Source organism: Butyrivibrio sp. M55 (assembly GCF_900116865.1).
Classification (GTDB): Bacteria; Bacillota; Clostridia; order Lachnospirales; family Lachnospiraceae; genus Butyrivibrio.
In genome coordinates, this window is sequence record NZ_FPCD01000005.1 from 270,221 (window position 1) to 290,953 (window position 20,733).

Sequence of the window (20,733 nt, forward strand, 5' to 3'; positions counted from 1 at the left end):
ATTACTCAAATCTGTTTTTTGCCATGTACTCGTCATTTGTCCAAGGCTCTCTTGCAACAAAAAGACTTCCGTCCTTTTTCTTTACATAGACAGCCGGAAAATAATGTATGAACAGAGGTGTCAGACAAATCGTGTATCCGCCTGCATTTGTAAAGATTACCCTGTCGCCCGGCTCAAGCTTACGCTCATTCTCTGCGGGGAACAATCTGTCATATTCCATACATGTTGCTCCGCATATCATCTGAACGGGGACAGTCTCTCTGTTTTCGTCATTTCTATATTCAAGTCTGTGAGGATACTGTCTTCTTGTGACCTGAGGATTCAGGTTAACTCTGCTTCCGTCAATCACCACGTAAGTGTGCTCTCTCACCTGCTTTGTATCAATAACACTCGTCACAAAATCAAAGCTTGATGAGACCATGGAAACGCCCGGCTCCATAATAAGCTTTGTCTTGCTCACATCAAACTTCTCAGAAAGAACTTCCGCAATAGCCGGAACATAATCCCTAAAGTCAGGCTTTCCCTTTACTCCGCCGTAGTAGCCGCCGCCCATATCAACATATTCAAGATCAAGATTATATTCATCTGCTACTATCACTGCCACTTTTGCAAGCGCCTTAAACGCGTTGATCGTTCTGGACTTTGTTGAAGAGTGAAGATGAAGACCTACAATCTCAACATTCTCGTTTTCTCTAAGTTTCTCTATTACATTCTTAAGCGCATCGTTTTCATAACAGTATCCGAATCTGCTTCCCTCTTCGTCTGCAAGAACTTCATCGGGAATGAGCTTTTGAAGGTCATAATTAACTCTTATTCCGACCTTGATCTTCTTATCCTTATTTGCCGACGCAATCTCAGAAACCCACTCAGGCTCATAATTCGAATCAAGGTTCACGATTCCGCCGCCAAGAAGAACTTCTTCAAACGCTTCCCTGTCTTTGATAGGTCCGTTGTATATCACGTGATCAGGCGTATAGCCGAGTCTCTTTGAAATCTCATACTCTTCCGCCGAAACAACTTCCGCATAGAAATCATTGTCTTTTAAATGCTTAAGAAGCCAGGGAAGTGAATTGGTCTTTACGGAAAAAGAACAGATGTAATTATTCCATCCCTTCTCCAAAGCGCCTTTCAGCAGTTCAATATCCGCATCAAGTTTACTCTCGTCAACTCTGTAATAAGGAGTTTGAAGAGCCGTATCATCAAATTTGGAAAAAGAATCTTTTGCCGGCAGACTTCTTTTTCCCTCGGCGCAAAGCCTCTTAAACTTCGCCTCCGCAATTTCCCAATCCTTAGGAGTATCTATATCCTGGACTTCATCCTCATCAAGAACAATCGGAACCATATCGTCCACATCGGTTGTTCCGTCTCTGAAAAACGCATCAGTTCTGCAAGCATAGAACTGACCGCTGTCATGATAGAGTTTATCGAGATCCTGAGATCTTACCGTCGCAAACTCAGGATATTTCCTCACTAGACGACCGTTTTCCACAACAAATCCTCTCTGAGGTGGATAAGAAAACTGACAAACAGGTGTGACCGACTCGTGCTCATCAAGCTTAACCATCGCTTCTTTTAGCCTACCAGCTGTTATGAATGGAGCAGTTGGATATATGCAACAGAACTTATCAAAGCTCTTTCCGTTTTCCTTATATGTATTAAGTACTTCCGCTATAACCTGATCGGTTGTCGCATAGTCACCTGCTGTTTCGTCCGACCTAAAAAAAGGGATTTCGGCACCTGCTGCCTTTGCAATCTCAGCAATCTTCTCATCATCCGTAGACACCATTACGGTATCGAACGCACCACTCTCTATCGCAGCACTTATTGAATAAGCAATTATTGGCTTTCCGCAAAAATTCTTTATATTCTTGCCCGGTATTCTTTTGCTTCCGCCTCTTGCGGTAATTATTGCAACAGAACTCATCTGTTATCCTCCAGCTCAAATTCACTCAGGATCGCATCGCTGTACCCGTCCAGCTCAAAAGGCGAATCCGCTTCAATGCAGAAATATCCTCTTCCCATAACCGAAGCGCCGTTTGTCACTTTTCCAAGGTACATGCCTTTCTTTAGATTGCAATTCCAAGCCTTTAACGGATATTTTTTGAAAAGTTCCTTCTCATCGGGAACCTTATTTACTCTCACATTTTCAAAATCAAAATATCTTATGAGCATATTCTTTTCCACATCAGGTTCAAAAGAGTACTGCTCATTAAGCGCGGGAACAGCATACTTTATAAACTCCGTAACCTCGTCGACGCCGCTTGAAAGCGGTGTAAAGAGATTATGAAGATTATGTCCCGAAGGTCTCGCCGACATCTCAATGATAAAGGGATTTCCGTCATTGTCCTTGATTATGTCTGCGTGAATGATATTGCTCTTAAAGCCTATCGCTTCTCCCGCTTTTGCGATTAGTTCTTTTGTCTTTCTGAAAAATTCTGCGTTTTTATCGGTTTCGATAACGGAATAATATCCGACGCACTCTCTGTACGGGGGCGGTGTATTCTTTTTTCCCCTAAGGAGGATGAGCTTAAATTCGCCATCCACAAAAACTCCGTCCACGCCATACTCTGTTCCGGAAACGCAGGTCTCAACACAATAATCTTCTTCGTAAGGCTGGCCTGCGAGGAACTTCTCTTTTAGCTCCTTAGGCGTATTAAACATCTCAACGCCGCGGCTTCCCGATCCGAATCTGGGCTTAACTATTACGGGATAAATCGTGTTGATCTCGTCAACATCGGTATTCTCCTCGCCTGCGGGAATCAGATAAAGCTCTGCGTTTCTAAGTCCTTCCGCAGCAAGAACTTTGTGAAACTCATATTTGTCCGTGCATGTATTTGCGGCATCGAAAGATACTCCGCAAAGATTATATTTGTCATTAACGGCTCCGGTCGTTGTGAGGTATCTTCCGATCGGAACGGGAAGAACCACATCGGGCTTATCTTTATCCAAAATCTCAAAGACCTTCTGCGGATCCCTTATATCTACAACAAAGGAAGCATCGGCCGCTTTCAGACCAGGTGCTTCCGGATTTCCGTCAAGAGCTATCACCTTAAGGCCCAGCTCTTTTGCCTTATTTATCACATAAATTGATTCGGAGCTTGCTCCGATAACTGCTGCTGTCATCTGCTTACGCCTCCTTTAAAAGGTGCTAAATCGCGCATCTTTAGACGTATTGATTATAATATATGGCGGGGCAAAGGTCAAAAAAATGGGGGCTTTACATAGTGGGGGTATGCGCTCATAAAGCGATTTTTCACACCTGTTATGCTCGTTGACATTCAAGGCATAAAAAAGCGGAAAGATTTATTCTTCGCTCCAAAACTCGCCCATAAATGGGCTCAAACAGTTGGAGCGAGACAGAATAAATCTTTCCGCTTTTTTATACTCTTGAATGTTACAACTCACATAAATGGTGTGAAAAATCGCTTTATGAGCTGTATACTTCCACTGTGTAAGAGCCGGTACTTAATCATCCCTCGTCTATTGTGCCATTAACCAGCTCCATAAATTTTAATACGCCATCTTTTTGGTATTGTGTAAGTTTATTCATTTGCGCTTCTTCAACACCATTGCTCACTACAAAGCCACCATTTTCTTCAGTTACTTTAAATGTATTTTCACCATATTTATAAATCTTTTTTTGCGAAATAATTGTGTTGTATTCAAAAAATAAACCCGTTGTCTCAAAAGCAACTCTTATGGCGCTAATCAGTATAACGCAAACCGATAAAGACAAATCAGCAGACAGCAAATACTTCCACAAATTATATTCATTTATTATTCGAGCATTAACCATACACAAATACAGGATTACGCCAAAGCTGTTCAAAAGCTGAATATAAATAATTATTTTTCTGATAGCTCTGTACTTGTAAAAAACATTGACTCCCGATTCCTCATAAATAATCAGTAAGTACGGATATATTATAATTATCAAGAATACAAGAATAACTATTCCCAAACATTTTTGCTCAACAATCATATTAGGAATTTTCACAAGAGAATTCCATGCATCTACATACCCCTGCGGTATTAATGCAAATATGTAAAATAGCATTGCTCCTGCAAAGAATTTATAAAACATTTTCTTTTCAGTGCTATCTTTCGATGAACATACATTTCTCGAACAATTTTGTATAAGGTAAAAGATCGCCATAAACGGCCCAATAAAAACCAAGCAAAAATTCAAAATTGTACTTATAAAAATTGTCATATTTAGCCCTCGCATACATATACAAAATCTGCCACTGCGTTTTCACAGCGACAGATTTATAATTTAGCTTTAATGATCACATATGCGCACTCCTGCGTACTGTTGTAAAAATCCCATTTATATTCTATTGCATTATGTTTTAGTACCAGAATCCTCTTCTTTTAACTTATCAATCCTTCTTTTTACAAGAATTATTTCCGCGACTACACAAACACAGAACATAACACCTAAAAAGTATTCTTTAAAATATAGAAAAAATATTCCTATAGCTAGTGAAACAATCGCTTCTACAGTCATGCCTATAATTAATTTCTTTATAATTGAATCCAATATATTCACCCCTTTATTATATTCATAAATTCATTTATTCCACTCACTTGATATGGCGTAAGCCTATCTATCTCTTCAGCGCCATTAGTTACTATTTGTTGAATTTTTGTTCTGTAGTATAACAAGAATAATTTGTATAATTGTAAAAATAAAAAACAAGCTTCCTATTAATTTTTCGCCAAAATAAATCAGCATTCCACCTAAAGCAAAAGAAATACATGTTTCTATTATCATCCAAAAATACAGTCTTTTTCTATTATGTTCCATTTTGCATTTTCCTTACTAATTCTCCAAACTTTATAACACCTTCTTTTTGGCATGGTGTAAGATACTTCATTCGAATTTCTTCATCATTTAGTTTGACCACAAACTCATCATCTTCTTTAGACACATCAAATATATTTTCACCAAACAAAAAAATCTTTTTTTGTGAAACTATAGTGTTGTACTCAAAAAACAATCCATCTTTATGATATGCCACTCTAATTGCATTAACTACTATGATGACTACACTCATAAATAGATCAAACAACAATAAATATTTCCAGCATTTAGAACTTGTATTATGCCCACCATTAATAGCGCACAAATATACAATCATCGCTAAACTATTTGCAATTTGAATCCCGATCAATACTGTTCTAAGTCGCCCATATCTATAAAAAATATCTGTTCTTCCATTTATAAAAAAAATCATAATATAAAAATATAACAACACAATAATAAGCACAGTAATTATTATCCCTAAACAATTCTCGCCAACTACCAGAGTAGGAATATCAAAAAGATTCCCCCACGATTCCATATACACTTCCGGAGCCCAGATAAATGAGCCAAGGAAGATAAGTGCGCCTAAAACTTTTCCTAATATATTTGCTTCTTTCTTTTCTTTAGAAGAGCATGGCTTACCCGCACAATTTTGCACAAAGATAACAATCAATATACATGGTCCTAAAAAAGCAACACAAAAATCTATAATTATACTCCAAAAAATTCTCATAGCTACGGTTTAAACTATACCTTTTTAATACTAATATATCGAGACATATAATCAACAATATCCTTTGAAGAATTGTATGTACCAATATGAAGTTTCACTTCTCGATCCGCCATATATAAGCAGAGCACTTCTCTATAGTTTTTAAAAAAACACTTGATAACATCTTCATAAAGAAACTTTTTCTTATATAGTAGCCCCTTTATTATAATCTTATCTTCATAAACATAAAAACGTTTCAATGATACAAAAATTAAAGGAACAAGAAGAATTGCTGCTCCGATTGAACTAACAAAAATACAGCTTAACCTCCTTTCCATACCATTAAAATGTATAGTTGGATATGTCGCTAATCCCATCGGAACGATAAGTGCCGCAAACTTTAAATATTTAGTGATAAATTTCTCTCGTTGCATATATATATAATTCATCAGTACACTTCCCTAATTCTATTACTTTTCAAATAATCTAACAAAACTTCAAAATTACATACATTATCCTCATATAACTCGACGAAAGTGTCATCATAATACACATGAATATACTCTCGCATAGGCCCCTTATTCATTTCTTTCAAATCAACCTTATATTTTTTTATTTCAGAAACATTTATGATTCTTTTCGGCTCAAATATTTTCTTTATAATTAAAGTATCCGAATTCACTTCTATTGAATTGACTATTACAGCTCCAATTTTGCAAAATGCATACCAGCCCATAACTATAATTGATAAAATAGCTAACACTAATAATCCCCAAAAATCTTTAGGTGTTGCACTGTTTAACACTATTGCCACACACATTGCTATATATACGTCAAAGCAAAGAAAATATCCTATTGTTTTGAAAATCTTATTTTTACATTCCACCACAAATTTCATGCGCATCCCCTCGATTAGTATAATTCATAATTGTTTTTGTATACTCAATTATATTTTTCGCAAAATCACCAGCAACATCGTTCAAAAAGCTCCTATGAATTCATACTAAATCATTGGTATAAATTCATAGGAGCTTAGGATTGAATCAAAAAACATAATCACACAGAATAATTACTTCCAAAATGATATCCAATACAAAAAATCATTAAATAAGTTATTGCACATAAACATATTATCAATGTAAATTTGATGTTTTTGACGCAGTATTTAGCATATAAATGCCCCAACGCACTTACTCCTAAAACTACTCCTCCTCCAACTTCCATATATAAGTTATTACCTATCCTTAAATATCCTAGAATACCACCAACAATAAAAAACATAACCATTAGGATAACAATAATATTCATGTATTTTTCAATATTATACATTGACGTTTGATGATACATAATAAAAAGGAACAATATGCAAAACAAAAATGAATCTATTCCAAAGAAAAGATTAAACTCAAATTCAGTTATATCCTTCTTACAATATATCATTCCCAAAACCACTATTGGCAACAATACTATTGCATCCGCTAAAATAAATTCTTTAACTTTATTGCTCTCTGCAGATATCAGAGTTAACAAATCTACTACTATAAAAAAACAAGCAAGTATAATATATGTTGTAAATACTTTTTGATTTAAACGAACCATACCATTTTCTCCAATTCTATTTTTCAACATTCTTATAACCTACAGCAATGCTGGTTTCCAATGTTTTATTGAATAATACATTGCATCTTTAGTTAAATCTCTTAAACTCTTTCCTTTATAGATTTTCAAATCATCACTCAAACCTGTAACAACAGTACTAACTGCTAAGCCGACTCCTAATGCTACTATACCAAAACCAGAACCAACTATAGCAGTTGTAATTGCTGTCGTGGCAACTATCTGTAACGTAGAAACAACCGCGTCAACAGTTGCATCTGAAAGTATCCTATCTATTGGTTGTTTTTTTTGAATATTATCATATACACCAACCCCAACATCTAATGCTACTGCAGCAACATCAATATATTTTCCGAAGTCATCAATTTTCTTCGCAATATTTGTTGCTTTTTCAGCATTAGATAAGTTTTTTGCCGCAGCTTCACGCATAGAACGTCTTACTGCATTATTACTTCTATAATAACTCAAAGCATGTCCAGGTCTAGCTATTTTAGCCGAATGAAGCATAGCACTTATCTGTTTACTACGCCTCGATAAAACTTTTGCCCCCGTCAAAAGCCCTATTTTTAAAACTTCAATACCATTTTGAATAAATTTGCTTCCAGTCGAAACATCCTGAGATGTTATTGTTATACCTGCACTACTATTTTCTCCTTCACATTGCATAGTAGAATCATCTGATGATAGTGAATTCGATTTGGTAGCAGGATAAAATCCAACATCAGATTCAGGCATCGGATAAAATCCAACATCAGATTGATTACTTAATGTTGGTGTTGAATTTATAATTGCTGGTTCTTTTCCATTTTCATCAATTAGATTTTGGGGATTATTTAAACAATATATATATCTATGCTGTGTATCAGCACTATCCATAAATCCTTTAATCTGATCCTCACCAACAAATCTTCCCTTCTCAGCACTATAATATCTTGCCTGCGCAAATTTAAGTCCAGATACTTCATCTTCCTGATAGCCTGTGAATGCAAACGGCTGGATGATGTTGCCCTGCTTGGTGTATCCGTGTTTCTTCTGTTTTCCTGTAAACGGATCTATGTTTCTTCCAAAGTCATCAAAAGCATATGAACTTACAGCCATTCCGTCCGTACCTGTCATGTACATAGGTGATCCGAGTTCATCCTGAAGGTAGTAGAAGTTGTTTCCGCTCTTTGACATCGAGATTACATTGTTATCATAAACAAAACTCTCTGTCTCACCGTTTACGGTTCTTTCAAGAAGGTTATAGTAGTCTTTTGAAAGATCACAGAGATACTCAATCTTTTCTTCAGGTCTTGTGGATGCTACCCTGAATCCAAGTCCATTATAATGGTTCTCAAGTTCTCCCTTATCCTTATCAACTACCTTTGAGAGCATGTTTGTAGCATCAAAAGTAAAGGTCTTCTGTAAGAGACCGTCTATGAACTCTTTTGTCTGGTTACCACGCTTATCATAATCGTAGGTCTTAAGGATAGCCTGAGAGTTATTAAGCTCTTTAGCTTCTACAAGTCTATCAAGGACATCGTATGTGTAAGATGTCTTTGTCTCAGTTTCTGACATACTTGTTCTGTTACCGAATGCATCATATTCGTAAGCAGCTTTGGTTATTCCGTCGTGTGTCGTCTTTGTAAGACGTCCGATAGCATCATAGCTGTATTCATATCTTCCGGATACCTTATCAAGACCTCGTCTGTTTCTATCGATACCACTGATAAGTCCGGCATTTTTGTATGAATAGAAGTATTTATCAAGTTCGCCCTGCTTATCGGTACTTGTCATACTTTCAAGATTTCCGCCGGGCATATATGTATAAGCCTGGCTTACACCGTTAGCAAAGTTCTTGTTTACAAGTCGGCCAATCTCATCATAAGCATATGTTGTCTCTTCTCCGTTTCCGATTACGCTGCTAAGCTGAAGCTTATCGTCGTAATTATAAGAAACTACTTTCCCGTCAGGATATGTGAGCTTTGTTCTCTCACCTGTAGCCCCATACTCATAAGCTACCGTCCTATTCTTAAAGTCTGTTACCTTTGTAAGTCTTCCAAGGATATCATTTTCAAGGATTGTCTTTCCGTACCAATCATTTATCTGACTAAGCTGGTTAAGTTCATTATATGAGAATGCTACACTTCTTCCGTCAGCATAGCCTACCTTTGTAACTGCACCTGCATTGCTATATTACTGTTGATGACGAATATATTATAAAGTTCTGATAATCGAGTAGAATACGATTAGTCTTCCTACTTGTCTATGAGCCGCTGACATAATTCATATCAGCGGCTCTGCAATAGAGAACTCCCCCGATAGCTTCGCTTTATACTGGAAGTTGCCTGGGAAATAAATCTTATTTGACTATCCTTCGATCACAATACCATTTCTCTTTAGTTCATCATATAAAGCACTCATATCCTCAAATATAGCAATTTGTATAGGCACTTCCCTGTCTCTTGTCACAACAACAAATTTACCATCCATAAAAAAACACTGACTAATATCGCTATACTTAATTGTCTTGAAATATAATCCGGCATGTATCACAAACTTGCCCTCTTTAACCACTATCGAACTCTTAATAATCAAATTTAGAAAAAATCCCATAGTTGCTACTACTGAAAGAAATGTAACGACATTTATTATAGCTTCAAAAACGTTTTCTCCTGCAAGCGCTCTGAATAATCGTGGCGAGCATGCCGCTGCAGAAGCAAACGTTGCAGCCATTATTCTATTAAGATTGCCATTTTTGCGGCCTTTAATTTTAATTTTTTCCATTAAGTCGTCAATCCTCTTCTCGATAAATTGCTATATACATTAAACACTATAAAATGTTATTTTAAATCAAACACCTACAGCGCACTACGTTTTTTCGCTCAAAAGACTTCAACACGTTGAAGTTTTTTTCTATCAGCCAAATATCTGCACCAGATATTATAATTCTCCCAGTTCTCATTTGGATGCTCAAGCAATTTTATTTTCTTACCACGATAATATATTATTGTCTGCTGAAACCTTGCACCTTTAACCACGCGATAAAACTGCTCGACCTTGTCAAGCTCATTCACATTAAATGTATATTTTACCTTGTTTAAAACCTTGATCGTTATATTATCATCTTCAATGATTATTCGTTCCGAATAAAGCATCAGTAGATATGTAATCACTGCAACCATAACAGGTGTAAATCCCAAAACAAATATAAGGATCATCTCAATAACATATGATGTATTGTGGATAACAATATTTTTTTTGATTTTTTCTATACCTATTTTGTATATCATAGAAGCTAAGTATAATAGTACAACAACCAAAACGTAGCATAGTTTAATATATTTAGGTTTCAAAATTATATTCGTACGCATAATAAACATACCCCTCAAAAATTTTATCAGCCTGAATAGGCAAATACTTAATCCCTCATCACCAAAACGTCTCAATGCATTTGTTTTAAACGATTTTCTTCTTACAATTTCTATTAAGGTAATTAAGGAGTCTGTCATAATTTTTTACCCTATCGTCATCTACCTCGTATGCTTTATTATCACCATATATAATTGTAATTTGCCTAAACTTACGAGCCCTAATACTTTCAGGCCTTTCATAATATTCTTTTATATCTTCAACTGTCATTTCATATTTTTGACAAAATGCTTCTTTAATAATTATTTTATCCCCAAGTACAATTATTTTGTTATAAATCCGCCTTACCACAATATAAGAAGAAACAACAATGCAAAATATAAAAGTCATTACAAGAATTATTTCTCCAAAAATATTTCCGCCTTCAAAAAAATCAGAAGAAAACATATATATAAGCACTCCAACCATCATTAATATAGCCATAATTATAACCAGCGAATTAGCTATTGCCTTCCAATTGCACCTTACAACAAATCTCATCTCTCACCTCAATCTTCACATAATTCGAAATATCCATCAACAGTATGTTCTATAGATATCCCACCATCAACAACAAAATCTTTAACAGGCGCACTATTTCTTTTTTCATAAAAATATGGCTACGCTTCATAAATCTACGTAGCCACATTTTTTATGAAAAACCTTATTTCCGTATGCTCAACCGTCCGCTTTTTATAGCTACGGTTTAAACTATACCTCTTTAATACTAATATATCGAGACATATTATCAACAATGTCCTTTGAAGAATTGTATGTACCAATATGAAGTTTCACTTCTCGATCCGCCATATATAAGCAGAGTACTTCTCTATAGCTTTTAAAAAAACACTTGATAACATCTTCATAAAGAAACTTTTTCTTATATAGTAATCCCTTTATTATAATCTTATCTTCATAAACATAAAAACGTTTCAATGATACAAAAATTAAAGGAACAAGAAGAATTGCTGCTCCGATTGAACTAACAAAAATACAGCTTAACCTCCTTTCCATACCATTAAAATGTATAGTCGGATATGTCGCTAATCCCATCGGAACTATAAGTGCCGCAAACTTTAAATATTTATTGATAAATTTCTCTCGTTGCATATATATATAATTCATCAGTACACTTCCCTAATCCCATTACTCTTCAAATAATCTAACAAAACTTCAAAATTACATACATTATCCTCATATAACTCGACGAAGGTATCATCATAATACACATGAATATACTCACGCATAGGTCCCTTATTCATTTCTTTCAAATCAACCTTATATTTTTTTAGTTCAGAAACATTTATGATTCTTTTCGGCTCAAATATTTTCTTTATGATCAAAGTATCCGAATTCACCTCTATTGAATTGACTATTACAGCTCCAATTTTACAAAATGCATACCATCCCATAGCTATAAGTGTCAAAATAGCTAACACCAATATTTTCCAAAAATCTTCAGGTGTTTCGCTACTTAAAACTATTGCCACGCACATTGCTATAACTACGCCAAAACAAAGAAAATATCCTATTGTTTTAAAAATCTTATTTTTACATTTCACCATAAATTTCATGCGCATTCCCCTTGATTAGCATAATTCAAAATTGTTTTTGTAAACTCAATTGTATTTTTCGAAAAATTACCAGCAACATCGTTAGCTTTTTGGCGCCACAATTTTACCGCTTCCCTAAAGCCTTCTCGTAACTTGCCAGATTGTGTAGCAATATCTATATATTTTTCTTCTAATCTTTTAACCGCTTCTTCATGACGAATTGCTCCACTAATAGCATTTTCTCTTTGCTTTGCAGTTGCACCTATCCTTGCCCACTTCCAATCATCTTCTGCCTTGCGCGCTTCAACCTCTAATGATTCACATATCCGTTTACATTTATTCAAATTAGCTCTTTCTTGAGATATAAGATTACTTTCTGCATCAGCAAATTTTCGTGCTTGTCTGATATCAATAACTTTTCCTATTTCATGACTTAGACCAGCTCCCAAAACATTACAGCAAAAGTTTTCTTTTGCATTACCTACTATTCCAGTTACACTCATTTTTTCTCCATTTACTACATTCTTCGTTATATCAGTTAATGTATCAAATGCAGTATCAAACAAAACACCCCCAACGCCAGAAAACTGAGCTCCAAATGCAGCTCCCAATCCACCCGCTGCTGCACTAACCGCAACCTCTTTCCAACTTATATCGGTACCTTTTTCCATAATCTGCGAACCAACATTCATCAGTGCCCCACTTACAGCTCCTCCAACTACTGGTCCTGCAAATGCTGTGACTACAATTCCAGCCGCTATTCCAACTAAATTACATCCAATTCCAGCAAACGTTTTATGTTCATTTATTAAACTTCCAATTCCAGAGCCGGCCTCACTTATCTTATCAGCAGCATTGGCAACCCACTCTGGACTATTACCATCTCTATCAACTATGCCAATCGGATTGCCCCAGCAATAGCCATAATGATTGATTGTAAACGGACTATCAATGAATCCCTTTACTTTATCTTCAGACTGGAACCTCCCATTATCAACACTATAGTATCTTGCCTGTGCAAACTTGAGCCCTGATACTTCATCTTCCTGATAGCCTGTAAATGCAAACGGCTGGATGATGTTGCCCTGCTTGGTGTATCCGTGCTTCTTCTGTTTTCCTGTAAACGGATCTATGTTTCTTCCAAAGTCATCGAATGCATATGAGCTTACAGCCACTCCATCAGTACCTGTCATATACATAGGTGATCCAAGTTCATCCTGAAGGTAGTAGAAGTTATTTCCGCTCTTTGACATCGAGATTACGTTATTATCATAAACAAAACTCTCTGTCTCTCCGTTTACTGTTCTTTCAAGAAGGTTATAGTAATCTTTTGACAGATCGCAGAGGTACTCAATCTTTTCTTCAGGTCTTGTGGATGCTACCCTGAATCCAAGTCCATTATAATGGTTCTCAAGTTCTCCCTTATCCTTATCAACTACCTTTGAGAGCATGTTTGTAGCATCAAAAGTAAAGGTCTTCTGTAAGAGACCGTCTATGAACTCTTTTGTCTGGTTACCACGCTTATCATAATCGTAGGTCTTAAGTATTGCCTGAGAGTTATTAAGTTCCTTTGCTTCTACAAGTCTGTCTAGGACATCGTATGTGTAAGATGTCTTTGTCTCAGTTTCTGACATACTTGTTCTATTACCGAATGCGTCATACTCGTAAGCAGCTTTGGTTATTCCGTCGTGTGTCGTCTTTGTAAGACGTCCGATAGCATCATAGCTGTATTCATATCTTCCGGATACCATATCAAGACCGCGTCTGTTTCTATCAATACCACTGATGAGGCCAGAGTTATTGTATGAATAGAAGTATTTATCAAGTACGCCCTGCTTATCGGTACTTGTCATACTCTCAAGATTTCCGCCCGGCATATATGTATAAGCCTGGCTTACGCCGTTAGCAAAGTTCTTGCTTACAAGTCGGCCAATCTCATCATAAGCATATGTTGTCTCTTCTCCGTTTCCGATTACGCTGCTGAGCCGAAGCTTATCGTCATAGTTATAAGAAACTCCCCTTCCATCAGGATATACAAGTTTTATTCTTTCACCTGTAGCGCCGTATGCTGGAGCTTCCGATTTACCGCATTATGAAAAAATATTTTTTCAATATTTCTTTGTACTATTGTTTTTCATTCATACATCAACAACTAAACTTCAGTTATCGGAAGATATTTATTTAACGCTATACGGATTTTTTCTGCATCGTCAAAGCTTTCTAAAGCTATAATTTTCTCTTTTCCGTTATTCAAATAAAAACTCAGGCGACTATCCGAGCATCTGAAATAACATTCTTCAACATTTTCGTATCTGATAGTCTTATGAGAAAAACAGCGTGTAATTACTATCCTGTCCTGTTCTACCCTAATCTTTCCTCTTGTAATCCATATAAATATAATCAGCGAAGCTATAGCCACAGGAGTCATGTACAACCACCACTTTAAGCCTTCTGCTATAGACCCGATATTTGCTGAATATCTATATCTCTGAAAAGCAATAAACAATGTCGGAAAAATCACGCCCGTGCTAAGAGCCATTTTTGTTTTTATATTTTCTTTGTATATCGCTTCATTACTCATATTCAATCCTTTATTAGTGTCGAAATTCATATCGTTCCGGACAATTACTATTAAGATAATTAAGGAAACGGTCAAAATTTATTACCACATCATCTTCTACCTCATACGATTTGTTATTTCCATATATAATGGTAATTCGCATAAAACTACGAGCTCGTATACTTTCAGACTTTTTATAATATTTTTTTATATCATCAATCAGAATTTTGTCCGTTTTATGAAAAGCTTCTCTTATAATTAATTTATTGTCATCTACAATTATCCTGTTATAAATTAATTTTGTCGTTAGTAAAGTCATAGAAATCAAGTATATAATAAACCCAAGTAGAACTATTAATACAGACCACAAACTACCTCCTTTAATAGCTCCGGATAATACCGCATATATACTTGCATATACCATAAAAGCAGTACAAAAGATTAACAAAACAGCATGCGATATTGCTTTTCCATTGCACTTTACAACAAATTTCATACTTGCCACCTCAACCTTCACATATTTCAAAATACCCTTCAACAGTTTTTTCTATAGATATTCCACCATCAACAAAAAAGTCTTTAACAAATTTACTACTTCTTTTGATTAATTTGTCTGTCCCCTTCATCATTTGCTCTTCGAAACTTTCTAATCTATTATGAGCTCTTCCTATTTTAGTAATCCATCGGCTTATAGCATCTCTTCCAGCTCCATTTTTCCTCGCCCTTGCTAAATTTTTATCAGCAATCTCTGCTTCTCTAAACAAATGCTGATACTCTTCTGAATTCCCCGACAGCTCAGCAAATCGTTTACTTCTATATTTTGCTCCCTTAGTTTTTACTAAAATATCTGTTCCTTCTGACATTCCAGTTATAACTGTATTTTTTGCAAAATCTCCAACAACATTATCAAATGATATATTTTTTCCCTTCCATAAATCTGTAACTTCTTCAAAAAAAGTGTCTGAAATAGCTCCAGATACCACTTTGTATCCAGTATTTAACAATTTTGCATTTTTTACACCTTCTTTTACAAAAGCGTAATCTCCTATGGCTCCAGCCGCTGCACCTGATGCAGTTGATAGAACTACTTCTCCCCAATCCACATTTGTTCCGTTAATGGCTATCTGATTCCCCATATCTGTTAATGCGCCTGATATAGCACCACCCAAAACAGGATTACCAGTTATAGAAAAAGCAACTCCTGCAACAACACCTGTAGCCATAAGCGCTACACCAAGCACTTCTTTATTGTCATTAATCCACTTTCCTACGGGACTATTGCCAATTTTACTATTAATCTTATCCTGAGTTTTATGAAGGAAATCTCCTGCTTCAGCAATCCACTCACCAAATAAACCATCACGATCTACATATCCTAAAGGACTTTCCCAACAATATAGGTAATGATTTATTGTTTTTGGAAAAGCTATAATCCCTTTTACCAAATCCTCAGACTGAAATCTACCTGTGTTTGCATTATAGAATCTCGCCTGCGCAAACTTGAGTCCTGATACTTCATCTTCCTGATAGCCTGTAAATGCAAACGGCTGGATGATATTGCCCTCCTTTGTATAGCCATGCTTCTTTTGCTTTCCTGTAAATGGATCAATATTTCTTCCAAAATCATCGAAAGCATATGCACTTACGGCAACTCCATCTGTACCTGTCATGTACATAGGTGAGCCAAGTTCGTCCTGAAGGTAATAGTAGCTGTTTCCTTCCTTTAACATTGATACTACGTTGTTGTCATATACAAAGCTTTCTTTCTCGCCGTTTACCGTGCGTTCAAGAAGGTTATAATAGCCTCTTGAAAGATCACAGAGATACTCGATTTTTTCTTCCGTTCTCGTCGATGTTACTCGTATGCCCAAACCATTATACTGATTTTCAAGCTCTCCATTCTTTGCATCAACTACTTTTGAAAGCATATTTGTAGCATCGAAAATAAAGGTCTTCTGAAGGAGACCATCGATATATTCTTTTGTCTGGTTACCACGCTTATCGTAAGCATAGTTCTTCTTTATTGCCTGACTACTATTAAACTCGTTTGTTTCTATAAGCCTGTCAAGGACATCGTATACATACATTGTCTTTGTTTCAGCTTCAACAAGACTTGTCCTGTTTCCAAAGGCATCATACTCGTACGCTGACTTTATTATTCCGTTAAATGAAGACTCCTTAAGCCTTCCAAGTACGTCATATCCATATGTGTACTGACCCGAAACCTTATCAAGTCCTCGTCTGTCTCTATTGATTTCACCTATAAGTCCTGCATTATTGTATGAATAGAAATACTTATCTAGAACACCTTCTTTATCGCTGCTTACCATACTCTTAAGGTTACCTCCAGGCAAGTACTCATAAGCCTGCTTTATGCTGTTTGGTAAGAGTTTCTCTGTAAGTCTTCCGATTTCATCATATGCGTAAGTTGTCTTATCATTTCCGCTTACAATGCTTTCAAGCTGAAGTTTATCATTATAATTATATACAGCTTCTTTTCCGTCAGGATATACTAGCTTTGTTCTTTCACCTGTAGCGCCATACTCATATACTACAGTCCTGTTCTTAAAATCTGTTACCTTTGTAAGACGTCCAAGAACATCGTTCTCAAGAGTTGTCTTTCCAAGCCAGTCATTTATCTCGTTAAGCTGATTAAGCTCATTATACGCAAATGCTACTGATCTTCCGTCTGAATATGCGACGTTTGATACACTTCCCAAAGCGTTATAGCTATAAGTTGTCCTATAGTTATCCCTGTCAGTCTTTGCAAGAAGTCTTCCGTATTGGTCGTATTCATATGCTTCAACTTGACCAAGAGCATCTGTTACGCTTGTAATCTGACCCGAAAGATTATACGAATATATCGTTACACGTCCATCTTTTCCAACTGTAGGGAATACGTCTCCTGACTTTTCTTCATTACTTACAAGCCCTTCTACTCTGTGCACGCTCTTAAGGTTATCAAGAGCATCATAAGTATAGGCAGTCTCATTTCCAAGAGCATCTACTACGCTCTTAAGACGACCTGTAGCTGTATATGTATAAAGAGTTGTACTATTTCCGTCAATTACCTTTGTAGCTCTTCCAAGTGCATCATACTCATATTCAACACATCTTCCGTCTGAGCCTGTTACTTTATTTACTCTGCTTAAGGCATCGTAACCATAGTTAATCTCATAACCGTCAGCAAATTTTCTTGTCTTTACTCTTCCTGCTTCATCATATGTAAGTTCCTGCTCTGTCACACCACAGAAGCTTACTGATGTAAGTCTTTTTCCGTCTGTATAAGTAAATCTGCGCACCCTTCCAGCTGCATCAGTGATCGAATCTATAAGATCCATTTTGGTGTATTTGTAAGATACTTCATTTCCAAGTGCGTCCGTTTCCTTTGTCACTCTGTTCAAAAGGTCATACTCACGCTTTGAAACGTTTCCGAGAGTATCTGTAACTTCCGTAACATTTCCAGCTTCGTCATATGTATAGCCTGTCTTATGGCCGAGAGCATCTGTCTCTTCGGTCACTCTGTTAAGGGCATCATAAACATAGCTCTTTACCCTGACATCGCCAAGATACTCAGCCGTTACATTTCCGTTCTTATCATAATCATAACCTGTTGTTCTTCCCTCAGGGTCTGTGACTTTAATAAGTCTCATAAGAGGGTCGTACTCATACTTTATCCTGCCGCCGTTTGGAAGTGTTACAAGTTCCTGTTTTCCCATCACATTATAGGTTATTTCGGTACTTCTTCCCTCTTCGTCGGTTAACTTTGAAACCCTTCCCATGATATTTATGTCATAACATTTAATAGTTCCGTCAAAATCCTTAACAGATGTCACTTTTCCAGACTTATCATATCGGTATTCCCTTGTATTTCCGAGGGCATCTGCCACCTTTACGATTCTGTCAGCGTTGTCGTACTCAAATGTAGTCTTAGCACCGTCAGCAGAAACTGTTTCTACGACACGGTTAAGTTCGTCATACTTATAGCTCGTCTTTACCCCGTCAGGATCTGTTACTGTAGCAACATTTCCTCTATCATCGTAAGTAAAGCTTGGCCCTATTCCTCTATCGTCAAAGATTGCTTTTATATTCCCTTCACTGTATGCAAATATACGGGCATTTCCTCCGGGAGCTGCAATCTCTTTTATTGTGCCATTTTTATTATAAAAATATTTGTATGTATCATCTCTCGGTCCTTTTACTGTATGAAGCTTTCCGTCTGCCCTGTAGGTAATGTTGGTCTTATTTCCAAGTGCATCAATAACCTGTGTTACATGACCTCTGTTATCATAAGCGATTTTGGTCGTATTGCCGTTCTTATCGGTAAGACTTGTTTTAAGATTCATACCATTGTATGAATAAGTTTCCTTACCATCATAGTAGGCTGTCTCGATATGCCTTCCAAAGTCGTCATGGGTATAGGTAACCTCATTGCCGTTTCTCTCAGTTGCTACGATATTTTTATCTTCATCATTATATTCGTAAGTCATGAAAGTATTATCAGGGAAACTCTGCCTCTTAATGCGTCCCTGATTGTCATACTCATTTGTAACTGCCGTAATTCCTCTGGGATTTACTACATCCTTGATCCTTCCATCTTCCGTGTATGTAAACTTCCTTACTGCTCCGTCAGCTTCTTTTATCTCTGTAAGCCTGTCATCGTCATAGGCATAAGAAACACACCTGCCCGCCTGATCGGTAACAGATGTCATAAGAGTAACTCTTGTTTTCCCAAGTTCATTGAAGATACTCTTTACAAGATACTCAAATGTAAGAGTATTTCCGTTCTTGGTACTTATATGTGTAACACAATATTTGCCGCCAAAGATATCGTATGTAAAAGATACATTGTCTCCGTCAATATCTCCAAGCGCTACAAGATATCCCCTGTCATCAAATCTCTCATATGTGCCGTCATCCTGAGTAATGACATAGCCGCCTGTGAGCTTTTCAAGAAGTCCCGGTTCGCCCTGAGTCTCGAAATAAAGATCTTTGTCATATACATCATCGATCTTTTTATACTCGCCTTTACTTCCGTCAGACTTTTCTATCGTTATTATTCCGTCTTCTTCCACAATGCGCTTTTCAAAAGTATGCTTCCAGCCTTTTCCGAGACGTCCGCCCTTTTTGTCCATTGCATTATAGAATCTTCCAAACGAAAGAGGATATCTACCTCCAAGTTCAATATCAACGTGTTCGTTTATGTAGTTTCCGCTGCACATGTCCACAGGGTCGTATGCCTGAATTGAACAAAGCACATTAACGCCAAGCTTGTCTACAAAGCTTCCCGAGCCTTCTGCTCTATTTACACTGTCCTCAAGAAAATCTTCAAGCCTTTCGATAACGCCCATCTCAATGTTTCCGTCACCATTTACAAGCATACCCTTGCAACTTCTAAGCTCTTCGATCTCCTGTTTTAATTTACCTATTCTATAAGGAAAACTAACAGATGAAATCTTGGCAGACTGCTGATTATCGAAGTTGGTGAACCTGTTAATAAGGTCAAGAATCATTCCGTCTTTTGATGCATTTCCACAAAGATTCCCGTAAGCATTTGATGCCATAAAGAAGTCATATTCATCGCAGTTTCCGTACTTACTTCCAAACCTGCTGTGAATATTATCCTTTAAACACTCCATGCCGGTTGCCCATGTTTTATAAGTAGAAGCACAGCCGTGAAGTTCTATGTTAAGTCCTTCAAGAACGATCGTGCTTATCTTGGCATCATCAGCTTCATCAACCGCAGCTTTAAAGCCTTTTACATAATCCGTAAGAAGCGCTCTAAAATCCCTTTCAATCCTTAGTATTTCATCAAGCTTTGCCTGCTCTACTGTTCCTACAAGGAGTTTTGCCTTATCAGCACTCTTTCCTTCCCAGTTTGCTTCACCAGTAAAGCTGTCCTGCGCTCTCTTATGAGCTGCAGCTTTTTCTTCATATTCATCAATAGCAGAAAAAAGGTCACTTATGTAAGCATTGAATTCCGCCATGTTTATCCATTTATTTTCCATAAGTATTAACCCTCTTCCCTATCTATTTTTGCGGCAATATCAATATCTGTTTCAACTATCTTGCCGGTACTTTTATCCAGAAG

At 36.6% G+C, this 20,733-nt stretch carries 18 protein-coding genes; all 18 read right to left on the minus strand.

What is annotated here, in order from left to right; genetic code table 11:
* Position 1 precedes the first annotated feature (1 nt).
* The 18 genes from pseF to BM398_RS08700 all read right to left on the minus strand — a co-directional run bounded on the left by pseF (position 2) and on the right by BM398_RS08700 (position 20,650).
* Complete coding sequence (gene pseF, locus BM398_RS17525) at positions 2 to 1,924, minus strand: pseudaminic acid cytidylyltransferase (protein ID WP_092337302.1); 1,923 nt, start codon at positions 1,922 to 1,924, stop codon at positions 2 to 4.
* Positions 1,921 to 3,123 carry an ATP-grasp domain-containing protein gene (locus BM398_RS08615; RefSeq protein ID WP_092337303.1) on the minus strand — a complete coding sequence of 401 codons (1,203 nt, stop codon included), beginning with the start codon at positions 3,121 to 3,123 and terminating at the stop codon, positions 1,921 to 1,923. Before BM398_RS08615 ends, pseF begins: the two co-directional genes overlap by 4 nt.
* A gap of 346 nt (positions 3,124 to 3,469) precedes the next feature.
* Entirely contained in the window at positions 3,470 to 4,213 is a 744-nt protein-coding gene (locus BM398_RS08620; protein ID WP_092337304.1) for a hypothetical protein, read from the minus strand.
* A 132-nt stretch (positions 4,214 to 4,345) separates the two neighbouring features.
* Entirely contained in the window at positions 4,346 to 4,543 is a 198-nt protein-coding gene (locus BM398_RS08625; protein WP_092337305.1) for a hypothetical protein, read from the minus strand.
* 256 nt (positions 4,544 to 4,799) lie between these two features.
* Positions 4,800 to 5,483, minus strand: a complete 684-nt coding sequence (locus BM398_RS08635) for a hypothetical protein (protein WP_175531888.1) — start codon at positions 5,481 to 5,483, stop codon at positions 4,800 to 4,802.
* Between the two features lie 74 nt (positions 5,484 to 5,557).
* Complete coding sequence (locus tag BM398_RS08640; protein WP_092337309.1) at positions 5,558 to 5,971, minus strand: hypothetical protein; 414 nt, start codon at positions 5,969 to 5,971, stop codon at positions 5,558 to 5,560.
* A complete protein-coding gene (locus BM398_RS08645; RefSeq protein WP_092337311.1) occupies positions 5,971 to 6,420 on the minus strand; it encodes a hypothetical protein in 450 nt (149 codons plus the stop codon). Before BM398_RS08645 ends, BM398_RS08640 begins: the two co-directional genes overlap by 1 nt.
* 158 nt (positions 6,421 to 6,578) lie before the next feature.
* On the minus strand, positions 6,579 to 7,121 hold the full coding sequence (locus tag BM398_RS08650; RefSeq protein WP_092337312.1) for a hypothetical protein: 543 nt from the start codon (positions 7,119 to 7,121) through the stop codon (positions 6,579 to 6,581).
* 39 nt (positions 7,122 to 7,160) lie between these two features.
* Positions 7,161 to 8,915, minus strand: a complete 1,755-nt coding sequence (locus BM398_RS08655) for an RHS repeat domain-containing protein (protein ID WP_175531889.1) — start codon at positions 8,913 to 8,915, stop codon at positions 7,161 to 7,163.
* A gap of 573 nt (positions 8,916 to 9,488) precedes the next feature.
* Positions 9,489 to 9,905, minus strand: coding sequence for a hypothetical protein (locus BM398_RS08660; RefSeq protein WP_092337314.1), 417 nt, complete (start codon positions 9,903 to 9,905; stop codon positions 9,489 to 9,491).
* Positions 9,906 to 10,003: 98 nt separating this feature from the next.
* Complete coding sequence (locus BM398_RS08665) at positions 10,004 to 10,630, minus strand: hypothetical protein (protein ID WP_175531890.1); 627 nt, start codon at positions 10,628 to 10,630, stop codon at positions 10,004 to 10,006.
* A complete protein-coding gene (locus BM398_RS08670; protein ID WP_092337316.1) occupies positions 10,578 to 11,030 on the minus strand; it encodes a hypothetical protein in 453 nt (150 codons plus the stop codon). Before BM398_RS08670 ends, BM398_RS08665 begins: the two co-directional genes overlap by 53 nt.
* Positions 11,031 to 11,240: 210 nt before the next feature.
* Positions 11,241 to 11,654, minus strand: coding sequence for a hypothetical protein (locus BM398_RS08675; protein ID WP_092337317.1), 414 nt, complete (start codon positions 11,652 to 11,654; stop codon positions 11,241 to 11,243).
* Positions 11,654 to 12,103 carry a hypothetical protein gene (locus BM398_RS08680; protein ID WP_092337318.1) on the minus strand — a complete coding sequence of 150 codons (450 nt, stop codon included), beginning with the start codon at positions 12,101 to 12,103 and terminating at the stop codon, positions 11,654 to 11,656. The genes BM398_RS08675 and BM398_RS08680 overlap by 1 nt, the downstream gene beginning before the upstream one ends.
* Positions 12,100 to 13,935 (minus strand): RHS repeat domain-containing protein, encoded by a 1,836-nt coding sequence (locus BM398_RS08685; RefSeq protein ID WP_175531891.1) that lies wholly within the window; start codon positions 13,933 to 13,935, stop codon positions 12,100 to 12,102. Before BM398_RS08685 ends, BM398_RS08680 begins: the two co-directional genes overlap by 4 nt.
* Before the next feature lie 299 nt (positions 13,936 to 14,234).
* The gene (locus BM398_RS08690) at positions 14,235 to 14,663 is read right to left on the minus strand and encodes a hypothetical protein (RefSeq protein ID WP_092337320.1); all 429 of its coding nucleotides are present in this window, start codon (positions 14,661 to 14,663) and stop codon (positions 14,235 to 14,237) included.
* Positions 14,664 to 14,676: 13 nt separating this feature from the next.
* Positions 14,677 to 15,138 carry a hypothetical protein gene (locus BM398_RS08695; RefSeq protein WP_092337321.1) on the minus strand — a complete coding sequence of 154 codons (462 nt, stop codon included), beginning with the start codon at positions 15,136 to 15,138 and terminating at the stop codon, positions 14,677 to 14,679.
* 10 nt (positions 15,139 to 15,148) lie between these two features.
* On the minus strand, positions 15,149 to 20,650 hold the full coding sequence (locus tag BM398_RS08700) for a DUF6531 domain-containing protein (RefSeq protein ID WP_092337322.1): 5,502 nt from the start codon (positions 20,648 to 20,650) through the stop codon (positions 15,149 to 15,151).
* Between the last annotated feature and the right edge of the window lie 83 nt (positions 20,651 to 20,733).

What these genes read in the sequence shown, in the direction of transcription:
- pseF (WP_092337302.1), bottom strand. Translation starts at nt 1,924, where the DNA reads ATGAGTTCTGTTGCAATAATTACCGCAAGAGGCGGAAGCAAAAGAATA.
- BM398_RS08615 (WP_092337303.1), bottom strand. Translation starts at nt 3,123, where the DNA reads ATGACAGCAGCAGTTATCGGAGCAAGCTCCGAATCAATTTATGTGATA.
- BM398_RS08620 (WP_092337304.1), bottom strand. Translation starts at nt 4,213, where the DNA reads ATGACAATTTTTATAAGTACAATTTTGAATTTTTGCTTGGTTTTTATT.
- BM398_RS08640 (WP_092337309.1), bottom strand. Translation starts at nt 5,971, where the DNA reads ATGAATTATATATATATGCAACGAGAGAAATTTATCACTAAATATTTA.
- BM398_RS08645 (WP_092337311.1), bottom strand. Translation starts at nt 6,420, where the DNA reads ATGAAATTTGTGGTGGAATGTAAAAATAAGATTTTCAAAACAATAGGA.
- BM398_RS08650 (WP_092337312.1), bottom strand. Translation starts at nt 7,121, where the DNA reads ATGGTTCGTTTAAATCAAAAAGTATTTACAACATATATTATACTTGCT.
- BM398_RS08655 (WP_175531889.1), bottom strand. Translation starts at nt 8,915, where the DNA reads ATGACAAGTACCGATAAGCAGGGCGAACTTGATAAATACTTCTATTCA.
- BM398_RS08660 (WP_092337314.1), bottom strand. Translation starts at nt 9,905, where the DNA reads ATGGAAAAAATTAAAATTAAAGGCCGCAAAAATGGCAATCTTAATAGA.
- BM398_RS08665 (WP_175531890.1), bottom strand. Translation starts at nt 10,630, where the DNA reads ATGACAGACTCCTTAATTACCTTAATAGAAATTGTAAGAAGAAAATCG.
- BM398_RS08670 (WP_092337316.1), bottom strand. Translation starts at nt 11,030, where the DNA reads ATGAGATTTGTTGTAAGGTGCAATTGGAAGGCAATAGCTAATTCGCTG.
- BM398_RS08675 (WP_092337317.1), bottom strand. Translation starts at nt 11,654, where the DNA reads ATGAATTATATATATATGCAACGAGAGAAATTTATCAATAAATATTTA.
- BM398_RS08680 (WP_092337318.1), bottom strand. Translation starts at nt 12,103, where the DNA reads ATGAAATTTATGGTGAAATGTAAAAATAAGATTTTTAAAACAATAGGA.
- BM398_RS08685 (WP_175531891.1), bottom strand. Translation starts at nt 13,935, where the DNA reads ATGACAAGTACCGATAAGCAGGGCGTACTTGATAAATACTTCTATTCA.
- BM398_RS08690 (WP_092337320.1), bottom strand. Translation starts at nt 14,663, where the DNA reads ATGAGTAATGAAGCGATATACAAAGAAAATATAAAAACAAAAATGGCT.
- BM398_RS08695 (WP_092337321.1), bottom strand. Translation starts at nt 15,138, where the DNA reads ATGAAATTTGTTGTAAAGTGCAATGGAAAAGCAATATCGCATGCTGTT.
- BM398_RS08700 (WP_092337322.1), bottom strand. Translation starts at nt 20,650, where the DNA reads ATGGAAAATAAATGGATAAACATGGCGGAATTCAATGCTTACATAAGT.